Annotated in this window: 11 protein-coding genes (1 of these 11 cut by a window edge); 6 read left to right on the top strand and 5 right to left on the bottom strand. The window is 72.2% G+C overall.

Annotated features, from left to right (window positions below; genetic code table 11):
* Positions 1–827, top strand: partial view of an acetyl-CoA carboxylase carboxyltransferase subunit alpha gene (locus U2P90_RS15950; RefSeq protein WP_295818619.1) — the 3' portion only. It extends 118 nt beyond the left edge of the window; only the last 827 of its 945 coding nucleotides appear in the window; the start codon falls outside the window, past its left edge; its stop codon occupies positions 825–827.
* A 68-nt stretch (positions 828–895) separates the two neighbouring features.
* On the opposite strand, the gene U2P90_RS15945 is transcribed toward U2P90_RS15950, so the two are convergent.
* Positions 896–2,062, bottom strand: coding sequence for an FAD-dependent oxidoreductase (locus U2P90_RS15945; RefSeq protein ID WP_322472891.1), 1,167 nt, complete (start codon positions 2,060–2,062; stop codon positions 896–898).
* A gap of 96 nt (positions 2,063–2,158) precedes the next feature.
* Here U2P90_RS15945 and U2P90_RS15940 point away from each other — a divergent pair, with 96 nt between their 5' ends.
* The 3 genes from U2P90_RS15940 to U2P90_RS15930 are packed head-to-tail and all read left to right on the top strand — an operon-like array spanning position 2,159 to position 7,553.
* Positions 2,159–3,403 carry a SpoIID/LytB domain-containing protein gene (locus U2P90_RS15940; protein WP_322472890.1) on the top strand — a complete coding sequence of 415 codons (1,245 nt, stop codon included), beginning with the start codon at positions 2,159–2,161 and terminating at the stop codon, positions 3,401–3,403.
* Positions 3,400–6,405, top strand: coding sequence for a hypothetical protein (locus U2P90_RS15935; protein WP_322472889.1), 3,006 nt, complete (start codon positions 3,400–3,402; stop codon positions 6,403–6,405). Before U2P90_RS15940 ends, U2P90_RS15935 begins: the two co-directional genes overlap by 4 nt.
* 50 nt (positions 6,406–6,455) lie before the next feature.
* Positions 6,456–7,553 (top strand): hypothetical protein, encoded by a 1,098-nt coding sequence (locus U2P90_RS15930; protein WP_322472888.1) that lies wholly within the window; start codon positions 6,456–6,458, stop codon positions 7,551–7,553.
* Here U2P90_RS15930 and U2P90_RS15925 read toward each other — a convergent pair whose 3' ends face one another.
* Positions 7,554–8,567, bottom strand: a complete 1,014-nt coding sequence (locus U2P90_RS15925; protein ID WP_322472887.1) for a serine hydrolase domain-containing protein — start codon at positions 8,565–8,567, stop codon at positions 7,554–7,556.
* A gap of 111 nt (positions 8,568–8,678) precedes the next feature.
* On the opposite strand from U2P90_RS15925, the gene U2P90_RS15920 reads away from it, so the two are divergent.
* On the top strand, positions 8,679–9,071 hold the full coding sequence (locus U2P90_RS15920) for a rhodanese-like domain-containing protein (RefSeq protein ID WP_295818631.1): 393 nt from the start codon (positions 8,679–8,681) through the stop codon (positions 9,069–9,071).
* Between the two features lie 3 nt (positions 9,072–9,074).
* Here the strand turns inward: U2P90_RS15920 and U2P90_RS15915 are convergent, their stop codons facing one another.
* From U2P90_RS15915 to U2P90_RS15905, 3 genes are all read right to left on the bottom strand, one after another.
* The gene (locus tag U2P90_RS15915; protein ID WP_322472886.1) at positions 9,075–10,094 is read right to left on the bottom strand and encodes an aldo/keto reductase; all 1,020 of its coding nucleotides are present in this window, start codon (positions 10,092–10,094) and stop codon (positions 9,075–9,077) included.
* Between the two features lie 90 nt (positions 10,095–10,184).
* A complete protein-coding gene (locus U2P90_RS15910; protein ID WP_322472885.1) occupies positions 10,185–10,922 on the bottom strand; it encodes an SDR family oxidoreductase in 738 nt (245 codons plus the stop codon).
* 38 nt (positions 10,923–10,960) lie between these two features.
* Positions 10,961–11,719 (bottom strand): SDR family NAD(P)-dependent oxidoreductase, encoded by a 759-nt coding sequence (locus U2P90_RS15905; RefSeq protein ID WP_322472884.1) that lies wholly within the window; start codon positions 11,717–11,719, stop codon positions 10,961–10,963.
* 138 nt (positions 11,720–11,857) lie between these two features.
* On the opposite strand from U2P90_RS15905, the gene U2P90_RS15900 reads away from it, so the two are divergent.
* Entirely contained in the window at positions 11,858–12,463 is a 606-nt protein-coding gene (locus U2P90_RS15900; RefSeq protein ID WP_322472883.1) for a TetR/AcrR family transcriptional regulator, read from the top strand.
* The last annotated feature ends 101 nt before the right edge of the window (positions 12,464–12,564 follow it).

Here is a 12,564-nt window from a genome sequence, read left to right as displayed (position 1 = left end):
TGCAGCGCCTGCGCGACCTGCGCCCGCCGCCCACGCGCTGGGAACGCGTGCAGCTCGCCCGCGCTGCGGGCCGCCCCACCGCCCTGGACTACGTGGATCGCCTGTGCACTGAATTTACCGAGCTGCACGGCGACCGCCGCTTCGGGGACGACCCCGCCCTGATCGGCGGCCCGGCCCGGTGGCAGGGCATGCCTGTCATGCTGATCCTGCAGCAGAAGGGCCGCGACACCAAGAGCAAGATCAAGCGCCGCTTCGGCAGCGCCAATCCCGAGGGCTTCCGCAAGGCCGTGCGCCTGATGGATCTGGCCGACAAGTTCCGCCTGCCGGTCGTCGCCCTGGTCGATACGCAGGGCGCGTATCCGGGCCTGGAGGCCGAGGAACGCGGCCAGGGCTGGGCCATCGCCGAGAGCATCCGCCGCATGCTGGCCCTGCGCGTCCCGGCCGTGTGTGTCGTGATCGGCGAGGGCGGCAGCGGTGGGGCGCTGGCCGTCGCCGTGGGCAACCGCGTGCTGATCCAGGAAAATGCGTGGTACTCGGTCATCTCGCCCGAGGGGGCCGCGAGCATCATCTGGAAGGACGCCGCGCAGGCGCCGCTGGCCGCCGAGGCCCTGAAGCTGACTGCGCCCGACCTGCTGGAACTGGGCATCGTCGAGGAGATCATCCCCGAACCGACCGGCGGCGCCCACCAGGATGCGGACGCCGCCGCCATTCCCGTCGGTGAGGCCGTGACCCGTCATCTGCGCGAGCTGATGGCCCTGAGTGCCGACGAGCTGCTCGCCCAGCGCGGGGAGCGTTTTCGGAACCTCGGGGCGTTCACCGAGAGCTGAGCAGTACAGCCACTGCACCCCCACGGATGATCGTGGGGGTGCAGTGGCTGTCGGTGGGTGAATCTCCCTTATCTCGGCCTGTCCCACGGCCGCTCTGCCACTCCGGCAATCGTCGCCGCGAGGTCGTAGGCCGTGCTCAGGCCCAGGGTGTCGGCGTGGGGGCCGCCGAGAAGCAGGTGGACGCCGGGGGCGACCTGTTCGTGCTGGGGCAGGCCCGCCGGGGTACCGCCGGGCAGGGCGAACCACGCGCCGGGGACGTCGCTCACGCTGCGGCCACTCTCCAGGGCCTCGGTGCCCAGCACCGGCAGGACGTCCAGGGCGGCCACGAGGTCTTCCAGCGTCTCGCGGCGCAGGCCGGTGGGTACCCCGGTAAGCCGGCCGCCGGTGGGCACGTACCCGGCGGGGTCGCGGTGGTGGATGGCGGGCACGAGCACGTAGCCGCCGTGTTGTGGGCGCAGGGTCACACCGCCGGCCCGCAGCACGGGCGAGGCGTCGGTGCTGGGCCAGTTCACGCGCGGGGCCTGCCGGTACGCGCGGGCGTGGGCGGTATGTGTGCCCAGGTCGTGCTCGGCAGCGTGTGATCCGTGGGCGCCCAGCGCGACGACGATGGTGCCGGCGCGGACATGGTGGGTCTCGTGCACCACGATCTGGTGCGTGTTGGTGACCGTCAGGCGTTCCAGCACCACCCGGCCGTCCCCGCCCAGGTGGGCGCGGGTGTTCAACAGCAGGTCGGCCCCGGCGCGGATGGCGGCCTGCGCGGTGGCCAGTGCCACGGCCCCGGGGCGGTACGTGGCGGCGCGCGTGTCCACCGTGGCCCACGGCAGGGCGGCCACGTCCACCACCTCCGGATCGAGGGTCAGGTCACGGCTGGGGATGCGGGCTTCGCCGGCGGTCGCGTGCAGGTCGACCACGGGCCGGGGCTGGAAGGTGATGTCCCAGGTGTCAGCGCTCAGCTGCGTGCGCGTCCAGTGCGCCTCCGGCCAGCGCGACTCGGGCACGTCCAGGGTCGTCCACACGCCGGGCGAGAGCAGGGTCGCGCCGTCCTCGTTGGGCAGGCCGCCCTCCTCGACCAGCAGCAGCGATCGGGTGGGGACGAGCTGGCGCAGGAACAGGGCACACGCCGTGCCCATGCGGCCCGCCCCCAGGACGACCACGTCGTAGTCCTGGGCGGGGAAGGACTGGCCGGTGTGTGCCCAGACCTGACCGGGTGCCGAGTCGGGGACGGGACGCTGCATGAGGGGCATGATGCCGCGTCCAGCGCCGCTGCAGGCGCGTGGTTCTCACGGTTCTGTCAGGCCGCCGGGAAAATGGCCTGCGTATACTCGCCTCAGATGTCTGCCGCGCCGCGTTTCCGCCCGACCCTGCTGCTGCTGGCGGCCCTTTCCGCATGCAGCGCCGGAGCGCTTCAGGTGCGGGTGCTCGTCGTCAGTGGCCCGCAGGTCACGGTGCGGGTGCCACTGCCGGCTCCGGAACGCGGCGCCGGACTGGGCAGCGGCCCGCTCGGGGCACCCGCCCCCCTGCCGGCGGCGGCGTGGGCCGTCGGCGTGACGCCCGACGGGTCGCGCCTGACCCTGAACGGCCAGGACGCCGGGAACGTGGCCCTGTACCTGCCGCCCACTCCGGGCAGTGTGGTCGAGATCAGCAGCCGCACGTACCGGGGCGGCGTGCAGCTGCGCGTGCAGGACGGTGGCGTCCAGGCGATCAACGTGGTGGATGTCGAGGATTACCTGCGCTCGGTCGTGCCGGCCGAGATGCCGACGTCGTGGCCGGCGGCGGCGCTCGGGGCCCAGGCGGTCATCGCCCGGACATACGTGGCGGCGCGGATCAACGCGGCCGCCCCCTACGACACCTGCGCGACCGAACGGTGCCAGGTGTATCCCGGCGTGCGGGCCGAGACGCCGGCGTCGGATGCGGCCGTGGCGGCCACGCGCGGGCAGGTCGTCGCGTATGGCGGGCAGCCGGCCAGCACCTACTTCAGTTCGGACTCCGGGGGCTACACGGCGTCCAGTGCCGAGGTGTGGGGTCAGGCGCTGCCGTACCTGCCGGCGCAGGCCGATCCCTTCTCGGCGGGCAGTCCACGGGCCCGCTGGCGGCTGGAGGTCGGGGCCGAGAAGGTGGCGGAGGTCGCCGCCCGCTACCGCGTGCAGGTCGGAGCGCTGCGCAGCGTGGCGGTCACGCGCCTCAGTCCGTCGGGCCGGCCGCTGGAGATCGCGCTGGTGGGCGCGGCGGGCACCGGACGGATCGACGGAGCGAATGCCGGCGGCTTCGTACGTTCGCTGGGCGCGGCGGGCACCCGCGTGGTGCTGGACGCGTCGGCACTGGCGTCCGGCGGCCCCCTGGTGATCGAGGGCAGCGGAGCCGGACATGGCGTGGGACTGTCGCAGTACGGAGCGCTGGGCCTGGCCCGGCAGGGGTACAGCCACCTGCACCTGCTGGGCTTCTACTACCCCGGCACCAGCCTGAGCGTGCTCGCCGAGGTCGCGGAACCCCGCGCGCAGCTGCTGGCTGGCCGCCCCCTGCCGCACCCCGGCGCCGCGTGGCTGGCCGCGCATGACGTGACGGGCGGTGTCCAGTGACGCAGCGAGCGCGCTCCCGGCTGGGCCGGCGGGCCAGACAGCGGGCCCGCGGCGCCGCCCTGACCCTGGCCCTTCTGGGGCTGCTGGGCGGTGCGGCCGGTGCGCGGACGGTGCGAATCGTCACCGCCGATACGCTGGAACTGCGGAACGTCGATGATCAGGAACTGGTGGTCATCGGTGGGGAACTCGTCGAGCTGCGTGTCGATGACGACGTGGTGCGTGCCACGCGGGTGGAGTTCAACCGCACCCGCCGCACCCTGACCCTGGTCGGCAAGGCCACCTACCGCAGCGCGAAGGACGGGCAGGTCATGACCGGCGACAACCTCGTCGTGGATCTGGGGGCCGAGCAGGTCTCGGGCGAGGACGTCCTGATGAGTGACGCCGATCTGGAGATCCGGGGGGCCGAGATCGAGCGTATTCCGGGGCAGCTCCGCGCCACGGGCGGGTATTTCACGACGTGTGCCCGCTGTGGGCGCACCCCGAACGACTACGCCTTCCGGTCGAAGCGGCTCATCATGTATCCCGGTGACCGGCTTGTCGCCTACGAGGCGCAGCTCCTGATCGCGGACGCGCCGGTGCTGTACCTGCCGGTCGTGGTGATCCCCCTGAACGACGCCGAGCGCCAGCCCCGGCTGCTGATCGGCCAGGGGGCCGAGGACGGCCTGACCATCGAGGCCGACCTGCCGTTCTCGATCGGCTCGACCACGCTGGGCACCACGCTGCTGCGCTACTACGCCAACCGCAACCCCAGCGTGGGCTATGGGGTGTCGCTGCGTTCGTACGCGCCGCTGCCGTACGTCGACAGGGTGAACCTCTACACCCTGGTCAGCCCCCGCCCCTTCGTGAACGGTGTGCAACAGGTCGGGGACGATGTGGATCTCACGCTGGGCGTGACGGGCCGCGTGCCGCTGGAGTCGGCGCTCCGGCCGCTGGAATATTCGCTGAATGTCGCCCGGCGGGACATCGGGCTCTCCGCATCCAGTCCGGATCGCGGCGTCACGAACGTGACCTTCGGTGCCAAGGTCGACTACCCGCTGTTCACGGCCGAACTCAACTATGTTGACCGGTACGGCCCGGAGGCCACCACCCCGCTGTCCACGCCGCTGCGGACGCCCGAGGTCATCGTCGATCCCAAGCCCTACACGCGGGGCAATCTCAGCGCGGACGCCCGGTTCAGTGCGGGGCGCTACACGGCACAGAGCAACCCCCTGTCGCCCAGTGCGACCGCCCAGGGCGTGAACATCACGACCACCCGCCTGGAGGAGAGCCACGCGCTGGCCTTCACCGCGCAGCCGTGGAAGGACGCGGATCTGAGCCTCACGAACACGTACACCGGCCGCTTCTACGGCACCGGGGCGCGCACCGTGCAGCTCAACCTGGGAGCCCAGCTCACGCAGCGCTTCAACACGACCAATACGGTGCAGTTCAGTGCCGGCTACCTGCGCACCGAGGGCACGAGTCCCTTCGCCTTCGACGCGGTCTCGCGCCTCCTGAGCGCTCCGGTCGGCGTGACCCTGAGCACCGTGCCCGTCCGGGACGTGCGCTTCGGCGTGCAGTACCGGCGCGACCTGTTCCTGCCGGCCGACCAGCAACAGGCCACGACCTTCACGCTGGATGTCTCGCGGCTGCCCGTGAACCTGAATTCCCAGCTGGCGTACAACTTCATCACCAGGGAGCTGGAGAGCGCGTCGTACACCCTGACCCTGAGTGATCCGCAGTCGGACGTGCTGACCTACGTCCCCGCGCAGCCGGCCCGGCCCGCCGGCACGGCCGCGAGTCCCGAGGCCGAAGCCCCGGTGCCGGCGACCGATCCCCCGAACCCGCCGGCCGGTGCGGCGGCCCCACCGCAGGCGGCTGGGGGAGATCCCGCTCCGGATACGGGTGAGCGTGCCGATGCCCAGCCCCCGGCAGCCGCGCCGGCGCAGGCGGCCCAGGCGCCGGAGCCGCCATCCCCGCTGCCCGCTGCTGGTGCCGGGCCAGACACCCCGTCCCAGCCCGCACAGGCCGCGTACTACCGGCGCAGCAGCCGCTGGCCCGCGCCCGATCTCACCCTGACCTTCACGGGCGGGTATGCCCGCGCCACCGGCTACACGCCGTTCACGGCACGCGCCACGGTCACCGGCGATGTCCGCACGAACTCCTTCTCGGTGTACGCCACGCAGAACATCCAGGAGCAGCGCCTGGACGAGGTGGGCGTGACCGTGAACGCCGCCCTGACGCGCGACACGGTGCTCAACCCGCTGACCCTGAGCGCCGCCGAGCGGCTGTACACCGTCACCGGCCGGGTCGTGGGGAATGTGGCGGTCACGTGGCGGGGACGCTATCAGTTCTCGACCACGCACGATCTGGTGCTCAACCGCGAGCCGGCCGCCACCGACAGCGGCACCGTGAACTTCAGTGTGGGTACGGTGGGGGGGAGCGCCACGTCGTGGCAGGTCACCTACGGCGGCCCGTACGATTTGGTGCGCGGGGGGTACACGCGGCCCACCCTGTCGGGGTCGCTGAGCGCCACGCAGCCGGGCAACCGGCTGGCGCTGAACGCGGTGGTGAACGTGGCGGGTCTCGATCAGCCACGCACCGAACTCGCCCGCGCCGATGCGGACATGGTGTGGCAGTTCGGCAGCCGCGCCGCGATCTCCGGCCGGGCGGTGTACACCAGCAGCCGCAACCCCCAGACCGACGCCAGATCCGAGACCCTGCAACTCAGTCCGGTGCGGGCCACGGTGGGGATCGGCCGCAGGGGGGCGCCGCCCGGCGCGTACGTGACGGTGGGCCTGAGTCAGACCTTCAGCTGGCTCGACGGCGTGCGCCAGAACCCCACGCCGCTGGCCCCCGTGATCGGCCTGACCATCGACCGCTGCTGCTGGGCGCTCCAGGCCGAGGCCGATCTGGGGCTGGGCCGCTACCGGCTGGCCGTCGGCCTGCCCGGTCAGGACGCCTACCCGCTGTTCGACCTGACCGGCTCGGGCTTCGACGTGCCGCTCCTGAAGACCACGCCCTGACCGTTCCCTGCGTCCCGACCGCTCCCTGCCCACGACCCGGAGGTCCCCCTGTGAAGCGCTCCGCCCTGCTGCTCGCCCCGGCCCTGCTGCTGGCCGCCTGTACCGGTACCGAGGAAGTCATTCCCGGCCCGCGTGTGGTGCTGCTGGTCGACGGCGGCGTCACGCTCCGGACGCTGGCCCCGAACGACGGCCTGAACCCCGCGCCGATCTCGGACGACGCCAGCGTGGCACTTCCCCCGGCGTCGGTACCGGCGGTCTCGGTCGACACGCTGCCGACTGGCCTGCAGGTGGCCCTGACGGCGCGGGATCGTGTCGAGGCGCGTGGGGCGTCGCTGGCGCCGGGAACGCCCTTCGCTGCCCCCACGTTCACGCCGGTGTGCTTCACGCAGGTGGCCCTCAGCGCCGCCCGCAACCGCGTCCTGGCGCTCAGCGCGTGCGACAACGGCCCACAGCAGCTCGCGCTGTACGGCGAGACCGGCACCCTGATCTGGACGGCGCTCCTGCCCACCTTCCTGCCGCCCAGTCCGGGGCCGGACACCCCGCCCATCCGGCTGGCCGTGACCCAGGTGAACGGTGTCGATGTGGGCGTGGTCGCCCGGCCCCGGGTGGGCGGGGGGAGCGAGGTCGTCCGGGTCGCCGTCACGACGGCCGGGAACGCGATGGCCGAGGCGAGTGCTCCCCTGCCCACGGCCGCCATCCGTGACCTCGCGCCGTATGGAGCCGATATCGTGGCGGCCACGGACAGCGGCCTGCAGAAGCTCAGGGCGACCGGTGAGCCGGACGCGACGACCGCGCTGGGAGCGTTTGGCAAGACCCGTTACGACCGCGTGTGGAGCGCGCTCGCCAGTTCCCGCTCGCTGCTCATGGCGTGGCCCAGCGACCTGGGCAACGGCGTGGCCCAGCCGCTGCGGGTGTGGGACGGAGCGGCCACGAACGCCGCCACCGTCGCGTCGTTCACGGAGCTGCGCGACGTGACGGTCACGCTGGACGGCGTCCTGTACGTGCTGACCCGGACGACCCTGAGTTCCTACGACACCGTGTACGGCCTGACCCAGGGCAACTGGCGGGCCCGTCCGCTGCTCAGCGGCCTGAACGAGGCCCGCGCCGTGACGTGGCTGTTGCCGCCCGCCGTGACGCCCGCCCCCTGATCACGCCCCGGCGCCCAGCAGCGCCAGCAGGACATGGGGCAGCGTGCCGCGCCCGCCCACGAGCGGCGACCCGCCGCGCACCAGCAGGGTCGCGGCCGTCCCCGAGACCGGGTCGAAGCCCAGCCCCGTGCGGGTGCCGCGTGCCACGCCGTCGTGCCAGCGCACGCCGGCACCGCTGACAAACCAGCCGGGCGCGAGGCCCGACAGCAGCGGGGGCAGGCCCGGCGGCCGCGAGGCGTGCTGCCAGTGCGTGCCTGCCCGGCCGTCCAGGTGGGCCTGTGCGAAGGCCAGCAGGTCGCCCGCGTGTCCGTACAGGCCTCCCGCGCCCACCAGCGGCCCGAAGGCCGTGAACTCGCGCGAGCCCAGCACCCCCACCGGCGCGACCAGGGGCCCGGCCGCGCCCGGCGCCGTACTGACGTCCAGTTCCAGCGGCCCGGTCACCCAGACGCGCAGCGCCCGTGAGTAGCCGGTGGCGTCGGCCGATTCGCCGGCGGCGTGGGCCAGGGCCAGGGCCAGCACGCCCGCACCCAGGTTCGAGTACCCGAAGCGGCCCCCCGGTCTGGCCCAGCGGCGGGCGCTGGCGACCACGTCCCGTGCTCCCAGGGGGCCATACGGATCGTAGAAGTGCGTGAACGTGGTGACGGCCACCCGCGCCGGGTGCAGCGGCAGGCCCGCCGTGTGGGTCGCCAGTGTGCGCGCGGTCAGGAAGCGGGGGAGGCTCCGCAGCGGCCCGCCCAGCGTGCTCACTGGCGTGTCCCACTCCAGCCGCCCCGCCCGCACCAGCGCGTCCGCCAGGGCCGCCGTGAAGGGCTTGGTCACGCTGGCGAGTTCAAAGATCCCGTCTTCCGGCACGCCGCCCAGGCCCACCACGATCCGCCGGGTGCCGCGCGTGACGCCCAGCACGCCGCCGCGCCGGGCCAGGACGCGCAGCGCCGGCCGCAGTGGGCGGGCGTCCACGCCCAGCACGCCGGAGACCTCATCCAGCGCCCGGAGCAGCGGATCGCGGCGGAACATGCGGGCAGGCTAGCGTCCAGTCCGGACTACAATCGTGGTCTCCCGCATCTGGAGACCACGTGGGCGCAGACGCTGCCCGGAGCCGCCTCCACATTGCGGGCGGGGGACGGTATGGCCGGAAAGACTGCTGCCCAGATGGTGCAGGACGCGAAATCCCGCGTGGAGAACCTGACGCCCGAACAGGTCGCCGGGGAACTCGCACGCGGAGCCGTGCTGGTGGACATCCGCGAGCCGTCGGAGCACGCGCAGACCGGGGTCATTCCAGGCAGCTTGTCCGCGCCGCGCGGCATGCTGGAGTTCTATGCCGACCCGACCAGTCCGTACCACCGCCCGGAGTTCGACCCCGCGCGGCGCGTGATTCTGCACTGCGCGTCGGGCGGACGCTCGGCGCTGGCGGCCGACACCCTGCAGCAGATGGGCTACGGGAACGTGGCGCATCTGGACGGCGGCATCCGGGCGTGGACAGAGGCCGGACAGCCGGTCGAGACGCCCGGCGACTCCTGACGCTCAGCGGCGGCGCAAGGCCGCGTTTGACAGGGCCGGGGGTGTGTAGACCTTCTCCCCAGGAGCGAGGTCAGTGCCCGGCGCGACGATCCGGTCGATGGCGTCCAGCACGTCGGCAGAGAGCACGGTATCGGTGGCAGCCAGCTGCGACTGCAGATGTTCCGGCGTGCGCGGGCCGATCAGGGCGGCCGTCACGCCGGGGTGGGCGGTCACGAAGCCCAGGGCGAGCTGGATCACGCTCAGTCCGGCCTGATCCGCGACGGCCGTGAGCTGCTGCACGGCCTCCAGCCGGGCACGGTTGACAGGCAGGGACAGGTCGAAGCGCTGCGGCATCATCCCGGCGCGGTGGGTGCGGATGTCCTGGCCGGCGCGGACGGCGCCGCTCAGCCAGCCCGACGCCAGCGGACTCCACGCCAGCACGCCCATCCCATACTCCTGCGTCACCGGCAGCACGTCGGCCTCGATGCCGCGCTGCAGGATCGAGTAGCTGGGCTGCTCGGTGACATACCGGCCCAGATGGTGCTGCCGGGCCGCCCACTGCGCCTGCACGATCCGGTAGGCCGGGAACGTCGACGAGCCGAAGTACCGGATCCTGCCCGAGCGTTGCAGGTCGGTCAGGGCCGACAGGGTCTCCTCGTCACTGGTCGCCGGATCCCAGCGGTGGATCTGGTACAGGTCGACGTGATCCACGCCCAGCCGGCGCAGGCTGTCGTCCAGCGCCCGCTCCAGCCAGCGGCGCGAGCTGCCCCGCCGGTTGGGGCCGTCGCCCATGGGCAGCGCAGCCTTGGTGGCCAGCACGACGTCGTCCCGGCGTCCGGCGATGGCCCGGCCGACGAGTTCCTCGGACTCGCCGTGGCCGTAGAAGTCGGCGGTGTCGATCAGGTTGATGCCGGCGTTCAGGGCGGCGCCGACCATGGCGCTGACGTCGGCCTGGGTGGTGCGGCCGAGCTGGCCGAAGTTCATGGCCCCCAGCGCCAGGGCACTGACCTGGACGCCGGTGTGGCCGAGGGTGCGGTACTGCATGGTGGAGCCTCCAGCTGAAGCAATGAGGGGGCGGCGGCATGGGCTGTCCGGTGCCGGTCGTCGGGAAAACGGGTGGAGCCTATGCAGCGGTCACCAGGGAATGGCGCCGGTCTCCGGGTTGTATTCCTCGCTGATAAATGTGCCGGTCGGGCCGTCCGCGCCGATCATGGCGTAGCGGGCGATCCGTGCGCCGGCCTCCTCGACGGTGCCGGTGCCCCGGTGGTTGTTGAAGTCGGTGGCCACGAAGCCCGGATCGACCGCGTTGACCCGGAACGGCGTATCGCGCAGCTCGTAGGCGAGGTCGATGGTGTACATGTTCAGGGCCGCCTTCGACGGGTGGTAGACCGCTCCCTTGTGGTGGTAGTAGCGGTAGCCGGGGTCCGTGTGCAGCGTGAGCGAGCCCTGGCTGGACGAGACGTTGACGATCCGGGGCTCCGGGGAGTTCCGCAGCAGGTCGATGAACGCCTGTGTGACCCGCACCACGCCGAACACGTTGGTCTCGAACACCCGCCGGTAGGCCTCGATGCTCGCCCCGAGCGCGTTCTGGGGCATGCCGCCGCTGATGCCGGCGTTGTTGATCAGGACGTCCAGCACGTCGGTGCTGCGGCCGACCTCGTGCCGGGCGCGGGCCACCGAATCCGAGTCGCTGACGTCGATCTGGATCACCTCCACGGCGTCCAGGCCCTCGGCCCGCAGCTGTGCGGCGGCCTCCTGACCCCGCTGCGGATCCCGGCTGCCCAGGTAGACGCGGTACCCCTGCCTGAGCAGCACGCGCGCGGTCGCCAGGCCGATGCTCTTGTTGGCTCCAGTGATGAAGACGGTTTTCATGACTCCTCCTGTCTGATCTGCTGTTCCGGTCGGGATGGTCACCACGGCAACGGGCCCAGGGTGGCGTGTGAGAACGTGCCGGTCGGGCCGTCGGGGCCGAGCAGCGCCAGCCGCACGGCCTCCCGCGCTCCCTCCTCCACCGTCTGCGTGCCCGAGTAGCCGTTGAGGTTCGTCCGGGTGAAGCCCGGCGAGGCGGCATTCACCTTGATGCCCTCGGCCTCCAGTTCGATCGCCATGGCGACGGTCAGGGCGTTCAGGGCCGTCTTGGACGCGGGGTAGACGGGGCCGAAGTTGACACGCTGGGCATACGCCGGGTCGGAGTTGCGGGTCAGCGAGCCGACCCCGCTGGACACGTTGACGATCCGGGCCGCCGGGGCCAGGCGCAGCAGCGGCAGCATGGCCTGATACACGGCCAGGACGCCGAACACGTTGACCTCCCACACGGCGCGCATCTCGTCCAGCGAGACGGTGCCCGGCCGGACGGTCGCTGCGTAGTCCTCGACGGACTGACCGGGCCGCATGCTGGTGTTGGAGATCGCGGCGTTGTTCACGAGGACGTCGAGCCGCCCGAAGTCGCGCCGGATGCGGGCGGCGGCGGCCGCGATGGACGCCGGATCCGTCACGTCGAGCTGGATGGCCTGTGCCTGCGGCCCGAGCCCGGCGGCGGCGGCCTCGCCACGCGCCAGGTCGCGCGAGCCGACCAGTACGGTGAGCCCGTGGGCCACGAGATCACGGGCGATCTGGAGGCCGATTCCCTGGTTGGCCCCGGTGACCAGGGCGACGGGTGACATGGACATGACTGGACTCCTTCCCGGGGTCTGCCCGGGTATGGCTGACGCCGTCAGGCTGTGGTAGCCTGACTGAAGCGGAACGCCGTTCCGGTAACATACGGAACGATGTTCCGCTTGTCAACAGTGCCCATGGAGGACAGTGCGGTGACAGACTCAACCCCATCCGAGCCGGCAATATCCGGCCCGGCGACCCAGGACGCAGCCCCGGCCCAGCCCCGGCGGGCCGATGCGCGGCGCAACGAACAGAACCTGCTCGACGCGGCGGCGGCCCTGTTCGTCACGTCCGGTGTGGGGGTGCCCGTGCGCGAGATCGCGGCGCGGGCCGGGGTCGGCACCGGCACCATCTACCGCCATTTCCCTACCCGCGCCGACCTGATCGTCGCGGTCTACCGGCATCAGGTCGAGGCGTGTGCCGCCGCCGGGGAGACGCTGCTGGCGGACAGCGCGAGTCCTTACGGAGCGCTGCGGCAGTGGATCGACCTGTTCGTGGATTTCCTGGTCACCAAGCACGGCCTGGCGGCCGTCATGCAGTCCGACCGGGCCGGGTACGAGGGGCTGCACACCGAATTCATCGACCGGCTCGTGCCGGTGTGTGGCCGGCTGCTCCACGCCGCCGAGGACGCGGGCGAGATCCAGCCAGGGATGGCGCCCCTCGTGCTCATGCGGGGGGTCGGCAACCTGTGTGCCGGCACGGGCACCGACGCGCGTGCGCTGGTGCAGCTGCTCGTCGCCGGGCTGCGCGTGCCCTGAACCGGGAGGCCGATCAGGGCAGCATTCAGAGGCACCCCTGGGTATCCTCACTGCCTCTGCATCGAGCGGAGCGGGCACCTGACAACGACAGCGGTTGGCCG

It is taken from the genome of Deinococcus sp. AB2017081, from assembly GCF_034440735.1.
In the GTDB taxonomy this organism is placed as follows: Bacteria; Deinococcota; Deinococci; order Deinococcales; family Deinococcaceae; genus Deinococcus; species Deinococcus rufus.
The sequence above is the reverse complement of the archived record's forward strand: the minus strand, read 5'-3'. Positions and strand labels throughout refer to the sequence as shown.

Bases quoted from the DNA above. Each gene is read 5' to 3' on its own strand.
- U2P90_RS15940 (WP_322472890.1), top strand. From the start codon at position 2,159: ATGTCTGCCGCGCCGCGTTTCCGCCCGACCCTGCTGCTGCTGGCGGCC.
- U2P90_RS15925 (WP_322472887.1), bottom strand. From the start codon at position 8,567: ATGTTCCGCCGCGATCCGCTGCTCCGGGCGCTGGATGAGGTCTCCGGC.
- U2P90_RS15920 (WP_295818631.1), top strand. From the start codon at position 8,679: ATGGCCGGAAAGACTGCTGCCCAGATGGTGCAGGACGCGAAATCCCGC.
- U2P90_RS15905 (WP_322472884.1), bottom strand. From the start codon at position 11,719: ATGTCCATGTCACCCGTCGCCCTGGTCACCGGGGCCAACCAGGGAATC.
- U2P90_RS15910 (WP_322472885.1), bottom strand. From the start codon at position 10,922: ATGAAAACCGTCTTCATCACTGGAGCCAACAAGAGCATCGGCCTGGCG.
- U2P90_RS15915 (WP_322472886.1), bottom strand. From the start codon at position 10,094: ATGCAGTACCGCACCCTCGGCCACACCGGCGTCCAGGTCAGTGCCCTG.
- U2P90_RS15945 (WP_322472891.1), bottom strand. From the start codon at position 2,062: ATGCAGCGTCCCGTCCCCGACTCGGCACCCGGTCAGGTCTGGGCACAC.